The organism is Lewinella sp. IMCC34191, from assembly GCF_003390935.1.
Taxonomy (GTDB): Bacteria; Bacteroidota; Bacteroidia; order Chitinophagales; family Saprospiraceae; genus Neolewinella.
The window spans coordinates 186,123-210,269 of the sequence record NZ_QNQZ01000009.1; the positions used below are offsets into that span (position 1 = coordinate 186,123).

At 57.6% G+C, this 24,147-nt stretch carries 30 protein-coding genes; 18 read left to right on the forward strand and 12 right to left on the reverse strand.

Annotated elements, in window-relative coordinates; translation table 11 throughout:
• Positions 1-43: 43 nt before the first annotated feature.
• Complete coding sequence (locus tag DRW39_RS17160; RefSeq protein WP_116108292.1) at positions 44-676, forward strand: outer membrane beta-barrel protein; 633 nt, start codon at positions 44-46, stop codon at positions 674-676.
• 9 nt (positions 677-685) lie between these two features.
• Positions 686-1,615, forward strand: coding sequence for an exopolyphosphatase (locus tag DRW39_RS17165; RefSeq protein WP_116108293.1), 930 nt, complete (start codon positions 686-688; stop codon positions 1,613-1,615).
• A 3-nt stretch (positions 1,616-1,618) separates the two neighbouring features.
• Here the strand turns inward: DRW39_RS17165 and DRW39_RS17170 are convergent, their stop codons facing one another.
• Positions 1,619-2,551 (reverse strand): DUF3137 domain-containing protein, encoded by a 933-nt coding sequence (locus tag DRW39_RS17170; protein WP_116108294.1) that lies wholly within the window; start codon positions 2,549-2,551, stop codon positions 1,619-1,621.
• An 81-nt stretch (positions 2,552-2,632) separates the two neighbouring features.
• On the opposite strand from DRW39_RS17170, the gene DRW39_RS17175 reads away from it, so the two are divergent.
• Genes DRW39_RS17175 through DRW39_RS17190 form a run of 4 tightly spaced genes read left to right on the forward strand, consistent with a single transcriptional unit; the run spans position 2,633 to position 5,958 of the window.
• Complete coding sequence (locus DRW39_RS17175) at positions 2,633-3,439, forward strand: outer membrane protein assembly factor BamD (RefSeq protein ID WP_116108295.1); 807 nt, start codon at positions 2,633-2,635, stop codon at positions 3,437-3,439.
• Positions 3,432-3,782 carry a DNA-directed RNA polymerase subunit omega gene (locus tag DRW39_RS17180; RefSeq protein ID WP_116108296.1) on the forward strand — a complete coding sequence of 117 codons (351 nt, stop codon included), beginning with the start codon at positions 3,432-3,434 and terminating at the stop codon, positions 3,780-3,782. The genes DRW39_RS17175 and DRW39_RS17180 overlap by 8 nt, the downstream gene beginning before the upstream one ends.
• Before the next feature lie 2 nt (positions 3,783-3,784).
• A complete protein-coding gene (gene coaBC, locus DRW39_RS17185; protein WP_116108297.1) occupies positions 3,785-4,990 on the forward strand; it encodes a bifunctional phosphopantothenoylcysteine decarboxylase/phosphopantothenate--cysteine ligase CoaBC in 1,206 nt (401 codons plus the stop codon).
• Entirely contained in the window at positions 4,981-5,958 is a 978-nt protein-coding gene (locus tag DRW39_RS17190; protein WP_116108298.1) for a DUF4835 family protein, read from the forward strand. The genes coaBC and DRW39_RS17190 overlap by 10 nt, the downstream gene beginning before the upstream one ends.
• On the opposite strand, the gene DRW39_RS17195 is transcribed toward DRW39_RS17190, so the two are convergent.
• From DRW39_RS17195 to DRW39_RS17205, 3 genes are read right to left on the reverse strand one after another with little or no spacing between them, the layout of a single operon-like run.
• The gene (locus tag DRW39_RS17195; protein WP_116108299.1) at positions 5,930-6,970 is read right to left on the reverse strand and encodes a DNA topoisomerase IB; all 1,041 of its coding nucleotides are present in this window, start codon (positions 6,968-6,970) and stop codon (positions 5,930-5,932) included. The genes DRW39_RS17190 and DRW39_RS17195 overlap by 29 nt on opposite strands.
• Before the next feature lie 51 nt (positions 6,971-7,021).
• Complete coding sequence (locus tag DRW39_RS17200; protein ID WP_116108300.1) at positions 7,022-7,249, reverse strand: hypothetical protein; 228 nt, start codon at positions 7,247-7,249, stop codon at positions 7,022-7,024.
• Positions 7,250-7,302: 53 nt separating this feature from the next.
• The gene (locus tag DRW39_RS17205; RefSeq protein WP_116108301.1) at positions 7,303-7,881 is read right to left on the reverse strand and encodes a sigma-70 family RNA polymerase sigma factor; all 579 of its coding nucleotides are present in this window, start codon (positions 7,879-7,881) and stop codon (positions 7,303-7,305) included.
• A 188-nt stretch (positions 7,882-8,069) separates the two neighbouring features.
• On the opposite strand from DRW39_RS17205, the gene DRW39_RS17210 reads away from it, so the two are divergent.
• Both DRW39_RS17210 and DRW39_RS17215 read left to right on the forward strand, forming a co-directional pair.
• A complete protein-coding gene (locus tag DRW39_RS17210) occupies positions 8,070-9,020 on the forward strand; it encodes a magnesium transporter CorA family protein (RefSeq protein WP_116108302.1) in 951 nt (316 codons plus the stop codon).
• 92 nt (positions 9,021-9,112) lie between these two features.
• Positions 9,113-10,195 (forward strand): beta-ketoacyl-ACP synthase III, encoded by a 1,083-nt coding sequence (locus DRW39_RS17215; RefSeq protein ID WP_116108303.1) that lies wholly within the window; start codon positions 9,113-9,115, stop codon positions 10,193-10,195.
• A 7-nt stretch (positions 10,196-10,202) separates the two neighbouring features.
• On the opposite strand, the gene DRW39_RS17220 is transcribed toward DRW39_RS17215, so the two are convergent.
• Positions 10,203-11,438: a bifunctional folylpolyglutamate synthase/dihydrofolate synthase gene (locus DRW39_RS17220; RefSeq protein ID WP_232830180.1), complete on the reverse strand. Its 1,236-nt coding sequence runs from the start codon at positions 11,436-11,438 to the stop codon at positions 10,203-10,205.
• A gap of 41 nt (positions 11,439-11,479) precedes the next feature.
• Here DRW39_RS17220 and DRW39_RS17225 point away from each other — a divergent pair, with 41 nt between their 5' ends.
• On the forward strand, positions 11,480-11,806 hold the full coding sequence (locus tag DRW39_RS17225) for a tetratricopeptide repeat protein (protein WP_116108304.1): 327 nt from the start codon (positions 11,480-11,482) through the stop codon (positions 11,804-11,806).
• On the opposite strand, the gene DRW39_RS17230 is transcribed toward DRW39_RS17225, so the two are convergent.
• From DRW39_RS17230 to proC, 5 genes are read right to left on the reverse strand one after another with little or no spacing between them, the layout of a single operon-like run.
• A complete protein-coding gene (locus DRW39_RS17230) occupies positions 11,803-12,192 on the reverse strand; it encodes a hypothetical protein (protein ID WP_116108305.1) in 390 nt (129 codons plus the stop codon). The two genes, DRW39_RS17225 and DRW39_RS17230, sit on opposite strands and share 4 nt — an antisense overlap.
• A gap of 11 nt (positions 12,193-12,203) precedes the next feature.
• A complete protein-coding gene (locus tag DRW39_RS17235; protein ID WP_116108306.1) occupies positions 12,204-12,746 on the reverse strand; it encodes an RNA polymerase sigma factor in 543 nt (180 codons plus the stop codon).
• A 5-nt stretch (positions 12,747-12,751) separates the two neighbouring features.
• The gene (gene lipB, locus DRW39_RS17240) at positions 12,752-13,516 is read right to left on the reverse strand and encodes a lipoyl(octanoyl) transferase LipB (protein ID WP_116108307.1); all 765 of its coding nucleotides are present in this window, start codon (positions 13,514-13,516) and stop codon (positions 12,752-12,754) included.
• 39 nt (positions 13,517-13,555) lie between these two features.
• A complete protein-coding gene (locus tag DRW39_RS17245) occupies positions 13,556-14,542 on the reverse strand; it encodes an NAD(P)H-quinone oxidoreductase (protein WP_116108308.1) in 987 nt (328 codons plus the stop codon).
• A 3-nt stretch (positions 14,543-14,545) separates the two neighbouring features.
• On the reverse strand, positions 14,546-15,349 hold the full coding sequence (gene proC, locus DRW39_RS17250; protein WP_116108309.1) for a pyrroline-5-carboxylate reductase: 804 nt from the start codon (positions 15,347-15,349) through the stop codon (positions 14,546-14,548).
• Between the two features lie 96 nt (positions 15,350-15,445).
• Here proC and DRW39_RS17255 point away from each other — a divergent pair, with 96 nt between their 5' ends.
• A complete protein-coding gene (locus DRW39_RS17255) occupies positions 15,446-15,901 on the forward strand; it encodes a MarR family winged helix-turn-helix transcriptional regulator (RefSeq protein ID WP_116108377.1) in 456 nt (151 codons plus the stop codon).
• Positions 15,902-15,929: 28 nt separating this feature from the next.
• Here the strand turns inward: DRW39_RS17255 and DRW39_RS17260 are convergent, their stop codons facing one another.
• Positions 15,930-17,180 carry a hypothetical protein gene (locus tag DRW39_RS17260; RefSeq protein ID WP_157976188.1) on the reverse strand — a complete coding sequence of 417 codons (1,251 nt, stop codon included), beginning with the start codon at positions 17,178-17,180 and terminating at the stop codon, positions 15,930-15,932.
• Positions 17,170-18,222, reverse strand: a complete 1,053-nt coding sequence (locus DRW39_RS17265; protein WP_116108311.1) for a sugar phosphate isomerase/epimerase family protein — start codon at positions 18,220-18,222, stop codon at positions 17,170-17,172. The genes DRW39_RS17260 and DRW39_RS17265 overlap by 11 nt, the downstream gene beginning before the upstream one ends.
• 813 nt (positions 18,223-19,035) lie before the next feature.
• Here DRW39_RS17265 and DRW39_RS17270 point away from each other — a divergent pair.
• The 8 genes from DRW39_RS17270 to DRW39_RS17305 all read left to right on the forward strand — a co-directional run bounded on the left by DRW39_RS17270 (position 19,036) and on the right by DRW39_RS17305 (position 24,088).
• A complete protein-coding gene (locus tag DRW39_RS17270; RefSeq protein WP_116108312.1) occupies positions 19,036-19,554 on the forward strand; it encodes a DinB family protein in 519 nt (172 codons plus the stop codon).
• 353 nt (positions 19,555-19,907) lie between these two features.
• Entirely contained in the window at positions 19,908-20,240 is a 333-nt protein-coding gene (locus DRW39_RS17275) for a hypothetical protein (protein ID WP_116108313.1), read from the forward strand.
• A 52-nt stretch (positions 20,241-20,292) separates the two neighbouring features.
• Positions 20,293-20,934 (forward strand): hypothetical protein, encoded by a 642-nt coding sequence (locus DRW39_RS17280; RefSeq protein WP_116108314.1) that lies wholly within the window; start codon positions 20,293-20,295, stop codon positions 20,932-20,934.
• A 201-nt stretch (positions 20,935-21,135) separates the two neighbouring features.
• Positions 21,136-21,975: a hypothetical protein gene (locus DRW39_RS17285; protein ID WP_198664925.1), complete on the forward strand. Its 840-nt coding sequence runs from the start codon at positions 21,136-21,138 to the stop codon at positions 21,973-21,975.
• Positions 21,972-22,427, forward strand: a complete 456-nt coding sequence (locus DRW39_RS17290; RefSeq protein ID WP_116108316.1) for a thiol-disulfide oxidoreductase DCC family protein — start codon at positions 21,972-21,974, stop codon at positions 22,425-22,427. Before DRW39_RS17285 ends, DRW39_RS17290 begins: the two co-directional genes overlap by 4 nt.
• A 45-nt stretch (positions 22,428-22,472) precedes the next feature.
• On the forward strand, positions 22,473-23,069 hold the full coding sequence (locus DRW39_RS17295; protein ID WP_116108317.1) for a hypothetical protein: 597 nt from the start codon (positions 22,473-22,475) through the stop codon (positions 23,067-23,069).
• A 2-nt stretch (positions 23,070-23,071) separates the two neighbouring features.
• Positions 23,072-23,755 (forward strand): AIM24 family protein, encoded by a 684-nt coding sequence (locus DRW39_RS17300; RefSeq protein WP_157976189.1) that lies wholly within the window; start codon positions 23,072-23,074, stop codon positions 23,753-23,755.
• A gap of 93 nt (positions 23,756-23,848) precedes the next feature.
• The gene (locus DRW39_RS17305) at positions 23,849-24,088 is read left to right on the forward strand and encodes a hypothetical protein (RefSeq protein WP_116108319.1); all 240 of its coding nucleotides are present in this window, start codon (positions 23,849-23,851) and stop codon (positions 24,086-24,088) included.
• Positions 24,089-24,147: the final 59 nt, after the last annotated feature.

Genomic DNA, 24,147 nt, shown 5'->3' on the forward strand with positions numbered 1-24,147 from the left:
CTATTGACACCTGGTCAGCGGGGCCTTCGCGTACCTTTGCCCGATGCGATATTTGCTATCACTACTACTGGCCGTGGCGATGATGTCTACTGCCGGAGCCCAAACCTTCCGGGCAGCCGCCCTGGCCGGTGGCAGCCTAAGTCAGGTTGACGGTGACGACCTTCTTGGCTTTCACCAGCCGGGGGTAAATGCCGGACTGCGGGTAGTGGCCGTGCTTGGCGAACACTGGCGCGTAGGTCCCGAGATCGTTTACAGTCAGCAAGGTGCCAAGCGGAACCGCAACAGTCTCAACATCAGCGACTACAGCCGGATCCACCTCAATACCGTCGAGCTTCCGCTCATGGTGTACTATAAGGACTGGCGGTTCACGGCCGAAGCCGGTGTCGCCTACCAGCGCTTGATCAGCTACACGGTTGAAGATGCCACCGGCGATGATATCACCGAAAATCTGGCACTGCAAAACCAAGCCTATGCCCTGAATCTGGGCGTGACCCTATACCTGACTCCGAAAGTGGGCGTCAACTTTCGCTGGTCCCGCCACTTTACCGACCTCCAGGTGGAGGAATCCCCCCGGCTGCGCGGGCGTAGCCTTAGTCTGCGGGCGGTATATGTTTTCGGATCCGGGGAAAGCCTGCCTTCACCGAACAGCCCTTTACCTGCGCCTTCGCCGCAATAACTATTTGCTATGTCCTCCCAATCCTTACGGGCCATCATCGACCTGGGCACGAACACCTTTCACCTGCTCATAGCCGCCGTTGAGGAAGGCGAGCGGGTGCGCGAGGTATACCGCGAACGGGTGTTCGTCAAGCTGGCCAGCGACGGCATCGAGACGATCGGGCCGGGTCCCTTTGAACGCGGAATGGAAACCCTGCGCTACTTCGCTGAACTGATTAAGGGGCACGAAGTCGAGCAGGTAACGGCCATCGGAACCGCCGCCCTGCGCACCGCCTCCAACGGAGAGGTATTCGTGCGACGAGCCGAACTCGAAACCGGCATCGTTATCCGCCTGATTCCGGGTGATCTGGAAGCGGAACTGATAACACGTGGCGTCCTGGCGGCCCTGCCCCCGCTCGAAGACCGCATCCTGATCATGGACATCGGCGGCGGCTCTACGGAGTTCATCCTCGCTTCCGAGGCCGGGGTCCACTGGCGGCAGTCTTTTCCCATCGGCGTGGCGGTGCTCCAACGCCGATTCCACCAGACTGACCCGATCTCGGAGGAGGAGATCCGTGCCCTGGACGAACACCTGGCCCGCACGCTGGTACCGCTGCGCGACATGCTGGAGGAGTACCCCACCCAGCACCTGGTTGGCGCGGCGGGGACATTTGACGTGCTGGCCGAGATACTGCGCGATCCGGATGCCACCGTACATCCTACCGGCCAACGGCTCAAACTCGACCGATTGGAAGAACTTCACTTCCAGATCGTGGCTTCTACCGCGGAGCAGCGGCTGGCTATCGATGGCGTACCCGCCGAACGGGCCGACCTGATCGTGGTGGCCATGCTCCTGATTCGCTACGTTATGGAAATCGGTGACATCCGCCGCATTACCGTTAGCGAGTACGCCATGAAGGAAGGGATCCTGCTGGGTACGGAAGGGTTGCCAACGGTGTAAAGGTTAGTGCGTCTGGTCGAAGTCTTGTATGACGCCCAGGATCAGGGTGATATCCGCGTAGAACTGCCGGATCAGCTGGAAGGAGACATTCGACCGGAAAAAGTGGGGCTCGAGCAGATCGTAGCCGTGCTCCAGGCCGATAAATAAATCCTGGTTGTGCACGGAGAAGTAGAGGTCGCGCTTTTCCCGCTCGTGGAAATTCAGCAGCGCCTCCTGCATGGACGGAGTGAGGATACCGGCGACCTTGGTGCCGGGGTGGGCGTATACGGCGAAGACTTCGCGGAAGCCCTCGTTCATGATCTCGATGTCGGCCGATCTGCCGTTCGCGCCCACGTAGGCGTCCACCGTCCGCTTGAGTCGCCGCAGTTTGTGGCGCGGCCAGACGGCGACACGTCCGCTGGTTGGCTCGTTAAAAATCGCGTGGACAAAGAGCCCGCTGAATACGAGTTGTAAACGGTTGCTGGCGGGGCTGATCTCCTGCACGTAGGCTTCCCCCATTTCGAAGGCCATCTCCCCCACCAGCCCGCGGATGTAATCTTCCGCCTTATAACTATCGGGGTGGGGCCGGAAGAGGCCGCTGCGCTCGAAGCGGTCACGCAGGATGGGACGCTTGGACTCGTACTGCAGGCTCCGGTAATTCGGCAGCTCGTTAATAAAATCCAGCAACAGCCGCATGATGGCCGGCTTGAAGGATTGCCGAAAGCGCTCGATACGGAGGTAAAGGGAGCCGATATAGAATATGACCGGAACGACCAGCAGGAGGATCAGAAAGCCGAGGTCGTACACCAGGAATACGATGATGACGGCCAGTATCCCTAACAGGGAAAGGGCAATGCCCCGTAGAATCCGCTTGCGCAGCCCTTCCAGCCGCAGGAGCTCGGGACGGATAGTCGTATTGTAGTATAACCGGAGTTCCGACAGTCGGGGCGGTAGCATAGTAAAGAAGGATCGGGGGCAAAATACAACCTTGTCCCCTACCCTCGGTGTCTTCTTAAAAACCCTTATCTTTGCGCGCTTATGCAGAACCGCATTCTTTTTTCTGTCCTGTTTTTTGTCTTGCTCTTCACGGGTTGCCGGTCGGAGTTCGAAACCATCCGCACCAGTAACAACCCGGAGACCATCCTGGCCAAGGCGAACGAATACTACCTCGCGGAAGAATACCAGCGCGCGCAGACGCTCTACGAACTGGTGATTGCGCCCTACCGGGGCCAGGCCCAGGCCGAACAGATCGCGTATCGCTACGCCTATACCTATTACTACACCGGGCAGTACGTACTGGCCAGCTACTACTTCAAGCAGTTTGCTACGACCTACGGCGGCAGCAGTCTGCGGGAAGAAGCGGATTTCATGTCGGCCTTCAGCAATTACCAGCTTAGCCCGACTTACCGGCTCGACCAGAGCTACAGCGTGAAGGCCATCGAAGCCTTCGAGGAATTCGCCAACCGCTACCCCGACAGCGAACGGGTCAACCAGGCCAACTCCCTCATCGATGAGATGCGTGCGAAAATGGAACTGAAGGACTTTGAGTCGGCCAAACTGTACATGGACATCGAGCGTTACGAATCGGCGCTGACCAGCTTCGGTAACGTCCTGAAGGAGTATCCCGAAACGCAACGTGCCGAGGAGATCCGTTATCTGATGGCTCGGGTACAATACGAATACACGAGCCGGAGTTTTCTGGCCCGCAAGCCGGAACGCCTCCGCACGACCATCGAGCTGTCGGAGAATTTCATCAACCGCTACCCGGATAGCCAGTACGTGGATGAGGTCACCAAGTACCTCAACGAATCAATCGAAGAATTAAAAGAAATAGAAAATGTCTGATATAAAAGCCCGCGCCCAAGGAATGAGCCCCGATACCGCCGCACGCGACATCCAGCGCATCGTTGGCGATACCGGTAATATTTACGAATCACTGGCCATCGTCAGCCGCCGTGCCCGCCAGCTGGCCGTCGACCTGAAGCACGAACTGGACCAGAAACTGGAGGAGTTCGCCGAGGTGACCGACACCATCGAGGAGGTAGTCGAGAACAAGGAGCAGATCGAAATCTCCAAGTTCTACGAGAAGCTGCCGAATCCCGTCCTGATCGCCATGCGCGAATACCTCGATGAAGAACTCTACTCCCGCTACAACGAGCGGCGGGAAGAGGACGACGAGGAACTGTAGGCTTGCGCCTCGCCGGCAAGAAAATTATCCTGGGCGTATGCGGTAGCATTGCCGCTTACAAATCCGCCCTGATCGTTCGCGGCCTCATCAAGGCCGGAGCGGAGGTGCGGGTACTCATGACGCCCTCGGCCACCGACTTTATTTCCCCCCTTACCCTCGCCACTTTGTCCAAGGCAGAGGTAGTCTCTTCCGTGCACAGCGGAGCGAGTTGGAACAATCACGTGGAGTTAGGCCTCTGGGCCGACGCTTACCTTATCGCACCCGTCACCGCAACGACCCTGGCGAAGCTCGCCCACGGTATTTGCGATTCGGCGCTGGTGGCCGTCTACCTCTCCGCCCGTTGCCCCGTGTTCTTCGCTCCGGCGATGGACGTGGATATGTGGCAGCATCCGACCACCCGAGAGAACGTCGCCCGCTTGCAATCCTTCGGTAACCGACTCATTGACGTCGGTGAAGGGGAACTGGCCAGTGGCCTGAGCGGTGCGGGCCGGCTGGCCGAACCGGAAGAAATCCTGGATACGCTGGCCGATTATTTTGAGCGACGGCGAGACCTTACAGGTCGCCGCATATTGATCACGGCCGGACCGACGCTGGAAGACATCGATCCCGTGCGCTACCTGGGCAACCGCAGCACCGGACGCATGGGTATCGCGCTGGCCGAGGCCGCCGCCGAACGAGGAGCGGAAGTCACGCTGATCCTGGGTCCCACTCACCTGTCTACGGACGCCCCCGACGTGACTACCGTCCATGTGCGCAGCGCCGAAGAGATGTACCAGGCGACGGTAGAACGCTGGCCGGCGACTACGGACGCCATCCTGAGCGCGGCAGTTGCCGATTACCGCCCGAAAACGATCGCTCCGGAAAAGATCAAAAAGGAGGAAGGGTCCATCCACATGGAACTGGTCCGCAATCCAGACATCGCGGCCGAACTCGGCCGGACGAAAACCGGCGGTCAGTACCTGATCGGTTTTGCCCTGGAAACGGAAAACGGGCTGGAAAACGCGAGGGGCAAGCTTGTGCGGAAAAACCTCGATCTTATCGTGCTCAACTCCCCGCGCGACGCCGGTGCCGGTTTTGGTCACGATACCAACCAAATCCAGCTGGTGGACCGCAATAAGGTGACGCCCTTCGAGTTAAAACCTAAACGGGCCGTTGCGGATGACATCCTCGACCGGCTCGTTGCCGACAAACCAACGCTATGCGACTGATCCTGATGCTGCTTTTAGCCTCTACCTGCCTGACCGCCCAGAGCGAGATCAAGTGGACGGTCAACCTCAATACCCAGCAGGTCACCCAGACGGACAAGAACGTCTTTTCCACTCTGGAACAAGAACTGGTCAATTTCCTGAATAGCCGCACCTGGACGGACGATGTCTTCCAGGAAGACGAACGCATCGAGGCGATCCTCTTCCTGACGCTCTCCGAAGCCACCAAAACCCAGGGCGACGACGAGGAAATCATTCCCAACCGCTACACGGGTACGCTGGCTATCCAGTCAAGCCGCCCCATCTACGGAACCGGAGAAGTCACGCCCGTACTCAACTACCAGGATAAGCGGATCGAATTTTCGTACGAGCAATTTCAGGCTATCCAGGTGTCGGATCAGACTTATACGTCGGAGTTGGCGTCAATCATCGGATTTTATGCCTACATCGTACTTGGCATGGACTACGATACCTTTTCCGCGCTCGGTGGACAACCCTACTTCGAGGAAGCCCAGCAGATCTACAACCGCCTCCCCTCGGGCATCCTGAACAGCGGCGGATGGACCGCGGCGGGTAAAACCAACAACCGGTACCTCCTGCTTGAAAACCTGCTGAGTCCCCGTATGCTGCCTATGCGCCGGGCGGCTTACACCTACCACCGGCTGGGTCTCGACCAGATGCTGGTAGATCCCGTGCAGGCCCGACAAAATATCACCTTGGCAATCCAGGACGTACAATCGGCCAATCAAACCTACCCCAACAGCGCGCTGGTGCAGAGTTTCGTGGATGCCAAGCGGGAGGAGATCGTCCAGATCTACCAGGGAGCCACCGGTGCGGAGCAGACGGCCGTCATCGAGATGCTATCCCGCATTGACCCCTCGAAGGCAAATATCTACCGCGAAATTCGCACCGGAAACACCAGTGCCGCCGGCCGCCGGGGGGTTACCCGCGGGCAAGCCGGTAAGCGATAATCTCGTCGTGGTCGAACTCGCCATCGAATTTAGCCTCCTCCTTGGCGGTAACGGTGGATTCGGCGGGAACGCGCTCTTCGGCTACGGCCGCCAGAACGCTGGGGTGGATGTAGTACTTCCGACATACGCTGACCGTATTGCCGAGGAACTCCGCTACCCGCTCCACTACCCGCAGGTCGGGGCGTTCGGGTAAACCGCCATCGTTTTCCTCCTGCAATTCCCAGTAGGCATCTACTGCCGCGGCGGTACCCGCCCAGGTACGGAAGTATTTGCTGCTGAAGCGGGGGCCCAGCAGTTGCTGCACCATCTCGTTCACGTCGCTGCTATCCAGATTGTGCATCTTGCCGTCGTCACCACGGAAGCGGAAAACCTCGTAACCGGGCAGTTCGCTAATATTTGTAATCAGATTTACCAGGGTCGGATCCGTCAGGTCGACGGCCCGCTCGATTCCGCTTTTTCCCGTGTACTCGAAGTGAAAACCGGTATCGTCGAGTTCCACGTGCTTTCGACGTAGTGTAGTGAGGCCGATGGTTCCATTCCGTTTGCGGTAGGAAGAATTACCGACGCGCATTCCGGTTTCGTCCATCATGGCAATGGCCAGGGCGCTTACGCGCTCCTGTCCCCAGCCGCGGGTATCGTCCTTAAGAATGCCACGCAGCGTCCGGCGCGCGCCCGGCAGGGCGTCGGCGAACTCGATGAGGGTATTGAATTTGTTGAGCTGCTTGAAGGCCAGCCAGTCCGGGTGGTAGCGGTACTGCTTTCGGCCGGCTTCATCGCGACCGGTACTGAGCAGGTGGCCGTTTTCGAGGGGGCAGATCCAGACTTCCGTCCACGCCGGGGGAATGGCGAGGGAGGCCAGGCGGTCCTGGACGAGCTTATCTTTAATGAGGGTTCCGTCTTCACGGAAGTAGCGAAATCCCTGCTTAGCGGGCTTTCTGGTCCAGCCGGGCTGGTCGTCGGATACGTGAATAAGATCCGGAACGGCGAGTTTTTTTTCTTGGGTGGCCCCCATGCGGTGAGATTGCTGACTATCGCTTATAAGTCCGTCTCCGCCGTTTGGGTTTTAGCCTTCGGGGTTCATTTCCCGGATTCTGGCGCGGATATTGCCGAGTAGGTCGGCCGGTGGGGCTTCGTGACGCATATTGCGTTTGAGAAACACCTTGAAGGCGGCCACATCGTCGAGCTGGTCGCTGTCGCTACATACGGGCTGGGATTGGCGATCGGCCACTTCCGGCAAGATGCGTTCCGTACGTTGCTTACGTTCGTTGGAGGGGGAATGTGAATTGAACATGATGGGATGAATTGAAAAGTGCCGCCCCGGCGGATGCGGAGCGGCACGATGCGTTAACCTAAATTGCGGGTATTCAGAATGCCGAAAGTTGTCTCGGCGTAGCCACTCAGCTGCTTGATGAGGGCGATCCGGGCACGGCGTGTCACGGACTTCACCGTATTCAGTGGCATTTCCATGGCTTCGGCGATTTCTTTCTCGGCGAAGTCGTACAGGTCCGCCATCAGGACGATAGCGCGCTGGCGGTCCGTCAGCAGGGTCATCGCGCGGAGGATGGGGTCGCTGAAGTCGCGGTCCAGTGCTCCGGCGATGCGCAGATCGGCAAAACCGGCCATGGGGTTTACCTCGTCCCGCTGGTGAAAGGCCGTCCGCTCGTCGAGTTCCTGTTCGCCGCGGCGCTTGCGCTTGCGATAGTCATTGATGAAGAGGTTACGGGCCAGACAAAATAGCCACGCACGGGCATTCGTGCCCGCCTCGTACTGGTCGATCTTCAGGTAGGCGCGGGCGAAGGTTTCCTGGGTCAGGTCGGCGGCATCACTGGAATGGCCGGTCATTCGCAACAGGAAGTTGTAGACCACCCGGTAGTGTACGAGGAGTTCCGCTTCGAATAAGTGATCGCGGGCGGGGCGGGTCATGATTGAATAATGAATTGGTGAAGTAATGTGGGTGGGTAATGTCGGGTCGATGGCGCTAAGTTGCAAAGCCCGGCATTTTTTTATCGGGAAGAGAAAAATGGCGGGGATAAACGTCTTTGCGAGGCCCGTCCGTTGGTGAAGTGGCCCCTTTTGCTACCTTTGTCCCCGCGTCACCAAAACGTCCCGCCATGATCCGCTACTATGCCAGCACAAACGGCCAGTTGGGACGCGTTGAAGAAGCCGCCCCCGACGCCTGGATTCACCTCTACCCTCCCTTCTCCTCCGAAGAGCTTCCCGAAATCGCCGAACGGTACGAGCTACCGATCGATTTCCTGACCGACCCCCTCGATATTGACGAACGGTCGCGCTACGAACGGGAAGACGACGCTCGGCTCATCGTCATCAATACGCCCGTCCTCAGTCAGGTGGAAACGGAGAACGACAGTATCTACATAACCGTCCCGATCGGTATTATCCTGACGCCGGAAGCCTTCATCACGATCAGCTCCACGCCGGACCACCCCGTGCTGCAGCTCTTTATTGATAATAAGGTCCGCAACGTGGACCCGGCCCGGAGAAGCCACTTCGTGCTGCGCATCTTCGAGCACACCGTGTACCGCTTCCTCACCTGCCTCAAGCGCCTGAACGTCAAGCGAAACCTCATCGAGCAGGAGCTTTACGACAGCAGCCGGAACCGCGAGCTGAAGCAGTTGCTGAGCATTGAAAAATCGCTGGTCTACTTCATCAATGCCCTGAACGGTAACGAACTGCTCAAAATGAAAATGAAACGGGCCGACTTCCTCGGCATCCGCCACGATGAAGAGCAATGGGATCTTTTCGAGGATATCATCATAGACAACGGCCAGGCGCTGGAGATGGCCAACATCTACACGAATATCCTCAACGGTACGATGGACGCTTACGGTTCCATCATTTCCAATAACCTGAACATCACCATTCAGCGGCTGACCCTGATCACGATCGTCCTCACGGTGCCGATGGTTATCGCCAGCTTCTACGGCATGAACGTACCGATGCCCCTCCAAAACGGGAGCTACACTTTCGTGCTGATTCTGATCCTGTCGATCATCCTCAGCGCGGCCGTCATCTTCTACTTCCGTCGCAAGCGATTGTTTTAGGCAAATCGGCCGGCCACCGCCGCAAAACCTAACAGTTTGTATGCGTCTAACATTATTCTACCTTTACGGCCCTTATCGCTAAAGTCTTTTGCATGCCATATTCCACGATCACCGGTATCGGCCACTACGTACCGAAAAACGTAGTCACTAATCAGGACCTGACCGAAGTGATGGAAACCAGCGACGAATGGATCCGGGAACGTACCGGGATCGAGGAACGCCGCTACATCGACCGCACGAAAGAAACTACCACTACCCTGGCGCTCGAAGCCTCCCTGCGGGCCATCGCGGACGCGGGCATCGACAAGGAGGAGATCGACTTCATCGTCTTCGCTACGCTGAGCCCCGACTACTACTTTCCGGGATCCGGCGTGTTGCTGCAGCGGGAACTGGGTATCGCCAAGACGGAGATCGCGGCCCTGGACATACGCGCGCAGTGCTCCGGATTCCTCTACGGCCTGAGTACCGCCGACCAGTTCATCCGCTCGGGGATGTACAAAAAGATCCTGTTGGTGGGGGCCGAAGTACACAGCGTAGGCCTGGACTTCACCACCCGCGGTCGCGGCGTGAGCGTCATTTTCGGCGACGGGGCCGGGGCGGTCATCCTGGAAGCCACCGAAGACAAGGACAAGGCGGTGTTGGCCACGAAGATGCACAGCGATGGCACCTACGCCGAAAAGCTGAGCTATATGTATCCTGGCGCCCACGGCGGATACTTCATCGAGAAATACGGGCTGGAAGGTTTCGACGTCGATTACGATCTCGACAACAACCCCTACGGCGGCGTATTCTTCAACCAGGATATGCTGGACAAGGGCCGCGTCTATCCGCACATGGAAGGTCAGGCAGTCTTTAAAATGGCCGTCCGCAAATTTCCGGAAGTTATCCAGGAGGCGTTGCATGCCGCCGGTCTGACCGTCGAAGATCTCGATCTCCTGGTACCGCACCAGGCCAACCTGCGGATCAATCAGTTCGTGCAGCACAGCATGCAATTGAAGCCCGAGCAAGTCTACAACAACATCATGCGGTACGGGAACACCACGGCGGCGTCCATCCCCCTCGCCCTCTCGGAAGCCCGGGATGAGGGACGCGTAAAAAAAGGTGACGTGGTGGCGCTGGCCGCCTTCGGCGCCGGTTTCACCTGGGCCGCGGCGGTCCTGAAGTGGGGCATTTAAGGCTACCTTACAGCACTTCCGCCACCGTGAAGATGCTGCCGCCGACGAAGACTACATCGTCGGGGGCGGCACCCTTTAGGGCGGCCGCATACCCTACCCCGACGGAATCGTAAGCCGAGCCGATGAGGCCGTAGTCCTCCCCTGCCCGGCGGAGTTCCGCGGCATCAAGACCACGTGGTATATCCGCCTTGACGAAGTAATAGACGGCACTAGACGGAAACAGCGGAAGTGCCTTCGTCAGATCCTTGTCGTTGACCACGCCCAGTACGATGTGTAACCTTCCCCCCCGCTCCTGCTTGATCTCACCGAGTCGACGCAGTACGGGCCGTAAGCCCTCTCCGTTGTGGGCGCTATCGGCCAGGACGAGCGGATCTTTTTCCCGCAGCGTCTGCCAGCGGCCGATGTAGTAGCTCAGTTCGTGTACGTGGTTAAAGGCGTAGGCTACCTTGTCAGCGTTGACCTCGAATTGCGTCGTTCGGCCGAGCACCTGGAGTGCGGTATGCGCCGTTTGCAAATTTGTCCCGGCGAAGGGACCACGGAGGTCGGTTTCGTACGGGTGGGCGGGCTGGCGTTCGGCGAAGGTGATGGGTGCGCCGACTTCCCCGGCCTTCTTGCAAAACACCTCCTCGGTTTCCGGTTGGGTCTCGCCGATCACGACGGGCCGACCGGCTTTGATAATCCCGGCCTTTTCGCCGGCTATTTCCGCCAGGGTATCACCGAGAAACTGCATATGGTCGTAGCCGATATTCGTGATGACCGATAGCTCCGGATCGATGACGTTGGTACTGTCGAGGCGGCCACCAAGCCCCACTTCCACGACGGCGTATTCTACCTGCGCTCCGCCGAAAAAATCAAATGCCATAGCGACCGTGATTTCGAAGAAACTCGGTTCGATCCGCTCGATCGCGGGCTGGATGCGCTCCACGAAGCGGACGACCTCCGCTTCCGGGATGAAGGTACCGTCGACCTTGATCCGCTCTCGAAAATCCTTGTAGTGCGGACTGGTGTACAGCCCCGTCCGGTAACCGTGGGCCCGCAGAGCGGCGGCCAGCAGGTGGCTGACGGTTCCCTTCCCGTTGGTTCCGGCCACGTGGATGCAGCGGAAATTGCGTTCCGGGTGGCCGAGCTCGTCGAGCAGGAGCCGGATATTCGTGAGGTCCTTCTTCATGGCGGCCGCCCCGGTACGCTGGTACATCGGCAGGCGGGTGAAAAGATAGTCGAGGGTGGCGGCGTAGGTCATCATGCGCTGCGAAAGTACCAACTGCCCCGATGTACCTTTGCCCCATGACAAGGAAAGAGCAAATCATACAGTTACTGGAAGCCTCCCCCAAAGACGCCTTTCTGCGTTTTGCCCTGGCCAAGGAGTGGGAGCAGGAGGGCAACGATCCGGCGGCCCTCAACATCTACCGTAGCCTGGTCAACGATCAGCCCGAATACGTGGGCACGTACTACCACCTCGGCAAAACCCTGCAACGCATGGAACGGCCGCAGGAAGCGTGGAAGGTATTCAGCGAGGGTATGGAGGTGACCAAACGCCTGGGAGAGCAGCACGCGATGCGCGAACTGGCCGGGGCGCGGATGGAACTGGGCGACGAAGACGACTTTGCCTAAAGACGGTACTTGGGTGCGGGGGTAAGCCGGCCGCGGGATTCGCTGCGGGAGCGCAGCTCACCGTCCGCCCGCCCCTCCTCAATGGGAGAATAATCCGGTATACGGTTGAGCGTTCCGGAGGAGGTGCTGAGTTCCTCGATGGATTCGGCCCGCTGGGCCAGGGGATCGTAGGCCGGACGCTGGCCGATGTGACCGAGAACGGCAAGACCCGCCACGATCAGCACCACGGCGGCGATCATCCAGGGCCGTATGCCCAGGAAGCGGGCGGACGGCGTACGGTGATCCAGCCGCTGCTCGATGCGGTCCCAGGTGCCGGGCGACGGGCGTCGGCGCATGCCCCGCGCGGTGCGGCGAAACTGTCGATCGAAGGAATCGGGGGTTGACATGGCTAGGTACTTTAGCGGGCGGGGTAGCCCAGTTTTTCGAGTTGCTCCCGGAGACGCTTCTTCGCCAGGATGAGTTGGGATTTACTGGTGTTGATGCTAATTTCGAGCATCTCCGCGATTTCACGGTGCTTAAAACCCTCGACCACGTACAAATTGAAGACGGTACGGTAGCCGGTGGGCAGTTTATCGAGCAGATCAAGGATGTCCTTTTCCGCCAGGCGTTCGGCCGCGGCGGGGGGGATGGAATAGCTGGCCGGGTTCACCTCCGTCAGTTCGCTGGCGCGTTTCAGCGCGTGTTTCTTCCGGAGCAGCATGAGCGATTCGTTGACGACGATTCGACGGATCCACCCCTCGAAGCTGCCTTCTTCCGTAAAGGTGTCGATCTTATCGAAGACCTTGAAGAAAGCCGCCACCAAGACGTCCTCGGCATCCGCGTCCCGGCGGCAGTAACGGCGGGCCACCGCCCCCATCAGGGGCGAATACCGGTCGTAGACCGCCCGCTGTACCCTGCGGTCCTTTGCTTTGCAGCCGGCGATCATTTCCTGCTCGGTCAAGGGGGTTACTCATTTGGTTCCGTACGGAAGATGCGGCCGGCACCGACATTGGTGGGTACGAAATCGAAAACCTCGCGGAAGTGGCGCGATACTACCGGAATGACCTCCTCCAGTTCTACGGGCCGCCGAAGTTCCAGGCTCAGGCTGGTGACGGAGCGGTCGGGATCGGCGATGCCGCAGGGAACGATGTTACCGAAGTGCGTCAGGTTGGGCCGAACGTTAAACGCCAGCCCGTGCATGGTCGTCCACCGGCTCAGGTGGACCCCAATGGCGCAGATCTTGCGTCGCGGTTGCCGGCGCGCGGGATCGCCGGCCAGCCAGACCCCCGTGAAGCCCGGATCCCGCTCGCCGGATAGCCCGAAGTCCGCCAGCGTACGGATGATCACCTCTTCCAGGTTGCGGACGTAGCGATGGACGTCGTTGAAGAACTCATCGAGATCAAAAATGGGATAGACGACCAACTGCCCGGGGCCGTGGTAGGTGATGTCGCCGCCGCGGTTGATCCGCAGAAAGGTGAAACCCTGCGCGGCTAGTTCCTCCTCGGAAAGCAATAGGTTGTCCGCCGTTCCCGATTTACCGAGCGTATAGACCGGTGGGTGCTCGACAAATAACAGGTGGTGTTGCTGTCGGGGCAGCTGCGTTTCCCCCGCCCGGTGCCGCGCCCGGTTGGCCATCTTGTGTTCCACCATCGCCGCGTGCAATCGGCGCTGCAGTTCCCAGGCGGGTTCGTAGGCCAAACGGCCCAGGTGATGGATCTGTACGTCGGGCATAGCGGGTAAACAGCGGAGACCGGACCTTTGGTTGCCCGGTTAATCCAACCCGATGGTCAGGACGATTTTGCCGACGTTCGCGTTGCTCGCCATGTACCGGTGGGCAGCGGCTACGTCTTCCCAATCGTATATGGTATCGACCACGGGTTGCAGTTCTCCGCTAGCGAAGTGCGGCCAGATCTTCTCGCGGAAGTCCGCCGTTAGCCGCTGCCGGTACTCGTCGGTGCGGCTCCGCATGGTGGTTCCCGTCAACTGGATGCGCTTGCGCAGGAAGGGAGCCATGCTAAAGGCTTCTACCCGGGCTCCCCCCAGCGCGGCGAGACTCACGATGCGGGCGTCCGTTGCCGCGGCCTCCAGGTTCTGCTTCAGGTAAGGCCCGCCTACAAAATCCAGGATGATGTCCGCTCCCTCCCCGCCGGTAAAGTCATTGACGGCTTCGTCGAAGTCTTCCGCTTCGTAATCGATCGTGCGGGCCGCTCCCAGATTTTCTACCGCCTGGTGCTTCTGCGGACTGGCCGTTACGATGGCGACCGCACCGGCTAGCCGCACGAGTTGAATGGCCGCCGTACCTACCCCGCTCGCCCCGGCGTGGATCAGGACGGTATCGCCCTTCTTCACCTGGGCGATCCAGTGGAGGGCCTGAAAGGCCGTCAAAAACACCTCTGGAATGGCGGCGGCCTTCGTGAAGGATAATCGCTCGGGCAGTTTAAGCAGCATACGGTGGTCCACGGCGATCTGCTGGGCGTAGCCCCCGCCGTTGACCAGGGCGCAGACGTTGTCGCCGACCTCGAAATTGTCGACTTCCTCCCCTACCTCGATAACGGTACCCGCGACTTCTAATCCCATGATCGGATTGGCACCGGCCGGAACGGGGTACTTCCCTTCCCGCTGCAGTAAGTCGGCCCGGTTCAGGGCCGTGGCGGCGACGTGGAGAACGACGGATTGGGGCTGGAGGACCGGGTCGGCCACCTCCGAAAGGTAGAGCTGGCTTTCGTCGCCGGGCTCGTGGAATAGAATCGCCTTCATAAATCAGTTTTTGCCGAGCGCGACGGCCCGGTCCAGTGCGGCGCGAGCGCCGCTTTTGATGTCTTCGAATACGCTAGTGGCCCGGAAGGTGTTCATCGCCGCCTCCGTGGTGCCCCCCTTACTGGATACCCGGTCGATCCATTCCTGGCAGGTGAGGTCGTTCTTCATCTGCAGTTCCACCGCTCCGCGGAAGGTCTGGGCAACGAGCAGTTCCGCCTGGCTTTCGTTGAATCCCATTTCCGTTGCCGCCTCGATCATGGCCTGCATGAAGTAGAGCACGTAGGCCGGTCCGCTGCCACTGATGGCCGTCGTGGCGTCGATGCTGTATTCCTCGTCGACGTAGATCGCCTTGCCGGTCGTATTCAGTAAATTCTGAACGAGTACGAGCTCGATGCGGGTAACCGCCTCGCTGGCCGTGTAAGCAGTCATCCCGAGTCCGATCTGCGCGGGCAGGTTGGGCATGGCCCGAATGACTTTCGCTACGCCCAGCCCGTCCTGGATGGATTTGATCGTCACGCCCGCCATGATGGACAAATAAACCTGCTGCGGATCGGTCAGCGGCCGGAGAGAGGCAAATAAGGTGGCGCTGTCCTGGGGCTTGACGGCCAGGATGATCAGATCGGCCGCCGCCAGACAAGACTCGGCGGAGGTATAGACGGTACCCAGCTTTTCGCCCCTCAGCTCATCTATCTTTTCGGAAATGCGCTCCAGGATCATCAGATCTTCCTGCTTCACCAGGTGCGCGCGTAAAAGGCTCCTGGCGTAAGTCCGGCCCATATTTCCCCCACCGATCACGAGAATCTTCATATAGCAGTTTGGCGCGAAGATAGAACATCCTGCCACCTCCCGGACTTACAACAAAAACCCATACACCAGCGTATTATTTGTAATCACATGAAAGGAATGCCATCTATCGAAGAAGAAATTCAACAATCGACTTTCCGCTCGCCCGCCCACCGGACCCAGGTCAATATTATATTTACTGCCGCCTGGATCAATCAACGGACAACGCAGGCCCTACGTCCCTATGGCCTCAGCATTCAGCAGTTCAATATACTACGCATCCTTCGCGGCCGCAATGGCAAACCGGCGACGATCAAGTTGCTCACCGAGCGCATGCTCGATAAAATGAGCAACGCCAGTCGACTGGTGGATAAACTCAAGGAAAAAGGCTACGTCATGCGGCAGGAGTGTGAAACCGACCGCCGTCGCGTGGATATCGTTATTACGGAGGAAGGCCTGGAAGTAGTCGGTAAAGCCTCCGAAGGCGTCGAAGCCGCTATGGTGGAAAATTTCAATAACCTCGACGACAAGGACTTCGATGAGCTAAGCACCATGCTCGATCGCCTGCGCGGCTAGCGCGAAGCATCCCCCTCTACCCCTGCCCCTATTTTATCCGGCATAATTTGACCTGCGAAAGCGGATCCGTACTTGTATAAGCTACCCAAATTTCATCGTCCGTAATGGCTAAGCGCGGAAAACCAGCGCTGCGGGCCGTGGACATCGTACCCACGGCGCGCTCCTTCACTTCCCCGTTTTTTTGGATCGTCCACAACCTGAGTTCTCCGGTGTCGGCGTCTATCCCCCGGGATAGCCCCAGGACGTAGGCCACCCCGTCGCGGTCCACTTTGACGTCAACCCGACCAGCGGGCTCGTCATCGTCGAGTACGATAGCTGGACCGAAGGTGCCCTTCTCCCGATCATACCGGGCAAACTGAATGCGTGCCTCGTCGTCCGCGGCGGTATACCATGCGGTTGCCGCATCTCCAGCTTCGTTAGCGGCCAGGGCCGGACCATTTACCGGGCATCCGGCAATTTGCCATCCGTCATGACTTACCGCACGGGGTTCGGACCAGCTCCCATCGGGAAGTTCTTGCACGAAAGAGATATCTCGAATCTCGTTTTCCGTCCGGTCGCGGTATACGATCAGGGCTCGCCCATCGACCACGGTCGTCGCGGTGCTGCAGCAATCGCAGACCCGGTGGTCAAGTTCCTGGCGCTCGCTCACGCTTCCGTCCATGCCTACGTTAGCCGTACGCAGGGTCATGGCCCCGCCGCCGCCGTGATCGTGACCAACCGCTGCTGCTGCCCCCTCTTGCTTCGTAAAACGACCGTCTAACCAGGTGACCTGCAGCCTGCCATCCGGTCGGTGAGCGCTGGAAACGAATCCGTGCTCGGCCGGCTTGCCGTCGTTGTGGAGGATACGGTGCTCGGAGGAAGAATCGCCGCTCACTCCAAAGCGTACATCGTAGTCATAAGTTCCGTCACCGCTGTAAGCGAGGAAATGATAGAAACGACCTTTCCCCAGGGGCTTGACCGATGGAAAATCGGCCCAGTTGACAAACCAGTTCGCACCCGACGCCACTTCTACCGCGGTCGACCACTCCCCCTTCCGCCACTCCCGTACCATCAGCCGTGCCGGTCCGGAAGTGTCGGAAAGGACGTAGGAAAGCAGCAGTCGGTCGCCGTCCGTGCCGAAGCGGGGAAGGTGACTGCCGACTGCGAGGTCGAGGCAGAAAGAGGATGCGGCGGCTTCTTCGTCCGAAGCCTTGGTCTCGCTCGTACAACTGCTCAGCAAGACCAGGGCCGCGAACAGCCCGACATACACCTCTAAGTGAAGCTGGCCTCTAAAGGCCAAGTATGGACCTGTTAGCCGCTTCGTCGGTACCCGCATCCGCAAAGTCATCGAAGGCCTTTTCCGTGACCTGGATAATGTGCTCCGCGATAAAGGGAGCGCCTTCGGCCGCTCCCTGTTCGCTGCTCTTAATGGCGCATTCCCACTCCAGGACGGCCCAGCTATCGTAACCGTACTTACTCAGTTTGGAGAAGATGCCCTTGAAATCGACCTGACCGTCGCCCAGGCTGCGGAATCGGCCGGCGCGGTCTGCCCAGCCCTGGTATCCGCCGTAGACGCCCTGCTTTCCGGTGGGATTGAACTCCGCGTCCTTCACGTGATAGGCGCAAATCCGGTCATGGTAAAGATCAATGAACTCAAGATAATCCAGTTGCTGTAATACGAAGTGGCTGGGATCATAGTTGATCTGGGCGCGCTCGTGCCCGTCGAGTGCGTCCACGAACATCTCGAAACTGATGCCGTCGTGGAGATCTTCCCCGGGGTGCAGTTCGTATCCGACGTCAACGCCCACTTCGTCGAAAGCATTGAGGATGGGGCGCCAGCGATCGGCCAGTTCCTTGAAGGCCATATCCACTAAGCCGGCGGGGCGTTGCGGCCAGGGGTATACGAATGGCCACAGCAGTGCTCCGGAAAAGGTGGGATGCGCCTTAAGCCCCATGTTGGCGCTGGCTTTGGCGTTCAGCAGCAACTGGTTGGTCCCCCACTCCATTTTGGCCTTTCGGTCGTTATTGGCGGACTTCGGTGCGAAGGCATTGTACATGGTATCGTAGGCGGGGTGGACGGCTACCATCTGTCCCTGTAGGTGGCTGGCCAGTTCGGTGATCTCAAGCCCGTGGTCCGCCACCCGCCCCTTGATCTCATCGCAGTAGGTCTTACTCTCGGCGGCCTTCTCCAGGTCGATCAATCGACTTTCCCAGGTGGGGATCTGCACCCCTTTGTAGCCCAGACCGGCCATATAACGGCAGATGTCATCCAGATTATTGAAGGGGGGTTCGTCACCCATGAACTGGGCTAGGAATATGGCGGGGCCTTTGATGGTAGTCATGTACGTGGATTTTTAAGCTTCGTGCCGGGAAATCAGAGGGCGGCGGAGCGCAGGAAGAAACCTGTGTCCCGAACCGCGGTCAATTTCGGCGGCGGCTAACTTAATAAGAATTGACAGATCGTGGGGGCAGGAGTCCCTCCGCTATCCCTGCCAGTAGAATCCAGCACAAACAAAAGAGGCCTGGACTAAACCAGGCCTCCCATGACAGACACTTTGAACAAAACACAATACATACATGCTAGATAAGGCTGCGGAATACGGTATCCGCAAACCGAGATTTTGTATTAATCAGGTTAGTTGCCGGTCAGTCATGTGGGGAATTTAGGTGAAATTCCGAAGGAAAAAAAAGGCTACGTCAACTGCAAAACAAACACTATCGTAATGCGTACAGCATTATTCTTACCCCCCCTACCGATGGCAATTGGCGGGGCTCGTAAACGCAAAGGGCGGATGATGAATGGGGGGGTCACTCTGTCACCGCGGGTGGCAGGACGGGGCGAAGAAAGTAATTGGGATTAGCCGGATGGTAGGTGTAAGGATGAGTGGGTTTCGTGTATTCAGTGAGGCGTACATGAGAGTTTGTCTGACTGATTTATCCTAACAACGTGATGACGGGTAAGATGTTTTTTTATTTTGTCCCTGTTTAAATCACAAACTTTAATTTGCCTAACATTAAATTTACGCTAATGCGAATGTATTCTATGTCTACTGGATTACACATTAGTTGGCGCCTGATATGACTCATAATTTTATATGATTTTTTTATTAAAGACGCCACTTATCTATCCAAATTACTTCGTTTAACTTGACAGCATGACAGTGAATGCTCTACCCTCCAATGAGTATGGCTCCTTCTATGCTAATTACATTTCTCTCGTTCCGGAGGGAATGACGGTAGTTCGGGCACTGGAGGACAGCAAAGATTCTCTCTTAGCGTACCTGGAAAATGTTGGCGATGACCGGCAGGACTTTGCCTACGCTCCCAGAAAGTGGACGATCAAACAATCGCTGCAGCACATTATCGATACCGATCGCATCTTTGCCTATCGGGCGCTCCGCTTAGCCAGACACGACGCCACCCCCCTACCCGGTTTCGAGCAGGACGATTACGCCGCCCACGCTGATCTTTCCGCTATCCGTCTTACTGACCTCATTACGGAGTTTAGTCAACACCGCCTCAGCATGCAGTCGATGTTTAGCGGCTTTACCGGCGAGGATTTACGTTTTACCGGCACGGTAAGCAATCACCCCATGAGCTGTCGCGCGATGGGCTTTATTATAGCCGGTCATACTTTTCATCATCGATCCGTTTTCGACCGACTCTACCTGTAGTTCGGCTTCAGACCGTCGGTCGGCCGAATTACTTTGCCTGCCCTCAGCCGCGCAGCTAAGCGGTACCCCAACCTTTACCTGCCCTTTTCAATGCGCCCGATGCCGCGCATCGTCTTTCATTGGGTTTTTAAAGCCACCAGTAACACCGGTGGCTCATTGCCCCCGCTGGGTGTTGTTGCCTCCTGTACTATAGTGTTAGATTTTGTAGCAAACCGCTATTGCCCCCCGCCGATACATTTGTCTATGTCAGGATGCATCCCACGACGGGAAATTACTTCGCCCGGCAGGAGGTAAAAGCGCGGATGCCGAAAAGCGCTAACAGAGTAGGCCAATTCTAATTACCGACCCATACCATGAAATTGAAATCCCTCTTCCTTCTTTCCACGATGGCCCTGCTCTTTGCCGCTACCTCGCTGCGCGGTACCGAAGCAAATTACCAGCAAATGGCAGGCAACATCCAGCTACACAAACAGGGCCTGCAGGGTGCCCAACCCGGCGAAGCCGTGCAGGTTGCCCGCCTGATCAGCCTGGCCAAAAAGGTTTGGGACCGCAGTGGAAAAGAAGCCGCCAAGTACGTCGCTTATGAAGTGGTGACGGCTGGCATCGATTACGTGCTGAGTGCCTCTTCCCCCGGGCTTACCGCTGACCTGAACAAAGAGAAGGCCATGAAACTGGCTAAACTCTAATTAATCCGGGGCCGGACCGACACCATCGTTCCGGCCCCCATTTTTGCCCGCCATGCAACACCTGAAAACACTACCCTTCCTGTTCTTCGCGCTCTACTGGAGCGTGACGGTATTTTTTAACATGCCGGATAATTACCTCAAGATTCAGTTCGCCGGCACCGAACGGTTTTTCACCACTTTTCTGTACCAGCGGTGGTCCTTTTTTGCTCCGCCTCCGACGGCATCGAGCAGGCTGTATTACGACTTTGCTTCCGCCGACACAACGGAAGTACTCAGTACGGAAGTGCTCCAGCCCCTGCAGGAGCAACGCCGCCGGGAATTTATCCTCAACGACCACGCATCGCATCGCGACGATATACTGAGCGGATCCATCAACAGTTTTACAGACCGCCTCGTCGATCAGTTCGCCTACTTCAAATTCGATCAATGCACCAGCGGCGAGGCCGATCCGGAATGCCACAGGAAATTCATGCTGGATCAGGAGCTACACGAAACCGAACAGATCCAGGCGCTGGTCAACTACGGTAAAATGATCGCCCAAGCACGTGGCGATTCCTTCACCGAGCAATACCCCCTTCTGAGAATAACGATCTCCGAAGCACCGGTCCCCAAATTCGCCGACCGAAACCGGACGGATCTACCGGCCCCGGCTGAGAAGATCGTGTGGTATACGAATTGGCTATCCGCCAAGTGATTGACTAGCTATTCACCGGCCTTCTCCGCATCGGATGAACCGCCTACCCAGGCGTAAGAGCATGCTGAATTCTCTCCATCTAAACCACCCACAATGAACACCCTACGTACATGGTATAGCACCATCGACCGTGAAAATAAACACGCATTTTACCTTTCTCTCTTTCGTGTATTCATCGGTTTTCACATTATCAAAAAGATCTTGTTCAAATGGTCCAGCCTGTCGCTTTACTTCGGAGATAATTTCTACCAGACGGACCAGACCAATTCCCTTCTCGGTTGGGTAGCTCCCGGAGTATTGAACTGGCTGTACACGCACTACGAGATATTCATGTTCGGCGTGCTCGTCCTCGCTGCCTTCACGATGTTCGGGATCGGTCGCCGGCTTTCTATCGTCGGGCTATTGGTGGGAATATCCCTTTACCAGCACGCCATGTTCCTCGCACTCAACGGAGGAGACAATCTGCTTTTCTTCGGCGTCCTTTACCTTTGTTTTGCCCGAAGTTTTGACTATTTCTGCCTGTTCCGGACGGATCGCGATCGGGAAACCAAGAGTAACTACCGCTACCGACTGAGCCTGACCGCCAGTAATCTGGCCGCCTTATCCATCATGCTGCACCTGTGCCTGGTTTACATGGTATCGGCCCTCCACAAGATCCACTCGGATGTATGGTTTAACGGCACGGCGCTGTACTATATCCTCAACATAGACCGATTTTCAGGCCCGCTGAGCGACGTGGTGCGCAACAATGCCTTCCTGGTCACGGCTGGAACCTATTTCACGCTGGTCTTCGAGTTGCTCTTCCCGATCCTCGTCTGGTTTCCGCTACACCGCCCTTGGCTACTCGTCAGCGGCTGGCTCCTACACCTGGGTATCTATACCACCATGATGATCTTCGACTTCGAGCTGTATTTCATGGCGACCTACGGCTTCTTCATCGCCAACGCTTCGTGGCTGGCCGTCTACGCCCGGTTTAACAACTGGGTAAATCGCCTGGGCAACCACCTAGCTCTTAACCCGTCAACCAGCCTGTCAAAATGAGTCGCATCCACACGCCGTCGGAAAGATCGCCTCTGCCTGCCGAAGCGCGCGACCAGTCCATCGTCCTGTTTGATGGTGCCTGCGGTTTCTGTAGCCGCACCATGCTCTTGATCGCCCGGCACGACCACCACCGGCTTTTCCTGCTGATGAGCAATGCGTCGAGCCGCATAGTAGACTGGGGTTTAAATGAAGAATTCCCTGCTATCCGGGAAACCGTGCGGCACACGCTCCTGGTCCGGACCCCGGACGGGCGGTATTTGCTGCGGGCTCGCGCGGTTGTCTTTATAGTCGGTTACCTCACGTTCGGTCGTCCCCCCGATTGGCTGATCACAATTGCGGGTAAAAAAATCTTCAGCCGGCTATATGATTACACCGCTCGTCGACGGCGGCGCGATAATAGTCGATGCGCCGTTCCGGACGCCACGCTCAGAGCCCATTTTGTGCTGGATTAGTCCGTTCAATATCCCTATTCATCCACACTAACACCTGCTTCCCAAATGCCTGTATTTACTCAGCCGCCGACAGCCAAAAGCCTATACTACGCCGGCATAGCCACGTTACTCCATTTTATCGTGCTCACGCTGTACTATTTGGTAGCGGAGGATGGCGGTCTTCTCGTCATATCCTTCGCCTGGCTGCTCAAAATCGTTGCCGCCGGCCTGCTTGCCTATCCCACGTTCATTCTGGGGCGCTACTTGATGCACATCCGCGCCTGGGTAGGGAGTTGGGTCCCGCTTGTCGCGTTGATTGCGCTTCAATTAGCGAGCGTGCTCGTGCTGGAAATGCGCGAGTTTGGGGCGGATACCCTGCTGATCATGACGCTGCTGACGGGACTGCTGTTTTTGTATATAGCGGGAGTTCCCGTGTTGCGGCGATTTGATCGGATTCAAAAGCACACCGGCTTGCAATTATATCTGCTGTTTATGCTCGTTTTCGGCAGCATCCAGGTCATTTATGCCCTCGCCGGACCGGCCCGGACCGGCACGCTAGTTGCCGACCTCGGGTATGGCTTGCTGGAGGCCGCATTTTATATCAGCCAGGGCCTGTTTTTCGTTTACGTTTCCCGGCAGTCACCCGTTCCAGTTAATACATAGCCTTGGACTTATCCATCCATGGTGACGGTCCTTACGGATCGCACCTACTGGCCTCGCTCGAGGATGGGGAGGCCCTCCTCGTCGAGCGAAACGCGCTACTCACCGCGAGTGGAGCCTATCGTCATGAGGTGGTATCCGGATCGAAATCCGGCAAAAGGTGGCTACTGAAACTCTATGGGCAGGACCTGCTGCACAACGTCTATCGGAGCATGGCCCCCGGTACCTGCTTTCGGTTTGTTCCGGCGGGAGGATTCTCGCTTGGCATATTGCACTACCAGCCCGAGGAACCTTTATACCTGCACCCCGCTGCCCATTTCGCTCACCCGGCGCACCTCACGCTGACGCCTGGTCGTATTACGTTTAAAACGCTGGTCAACGGCTCTCCCCTACTATCCGTCGGAGGCGACCGGGGTAATCTGGTATACCAGGCCGCCGGCACCATCATCCGGCATGAGTTGGTAGCCGAAAGCCCCATAAGGGTCGATGAGGATGCCCTGCTTGCACTCTCCGGGCATATCGAGGTGCAGCCCATTGCTAAAAGTAGCGTGAAGGAAACGCTGACTAGCGGGGAGGGGTTTTTGAGCCAACTTACGGGAGAGGGGACCGTCTACCTGCAAAGCCGAAAAGCCAGTGATTTCGCCGGAAAAAGCGGGAACGGTTGGCTCTCCGGATGGCTGGCGGGTTAGCGTTTTTTCCTTTAAAAAAATAGGGGTGGGAGAGCCTAATATTCACCCTTATTCAGTTAGATTTGAATAGCATTCACAAACCCATTGAACACCATGAGTTACATACCACCTAAAACACGACAGCAAATAGCGGACGAGTACGGCGTCCATGTCCTTACGCTGATGCGACAACTTCAGCGGCTGGACATTTCGCTCCCCTCCGGCAGTGTATTACCCGCCTACCAAAAGTTGATATATCTCGGGCTCGGTTTCCCCAGCGGCATCTGTCACGATGGCTACCTTGCACTCCCCATCCCACCCGTGAACCGTATAAGCACGGCGACTACCCGGTAAGCGAACCAAAGCATCGGGAAAACGCGGAAGGTCACCAAAACTCTGGGTGTGCAAGTACG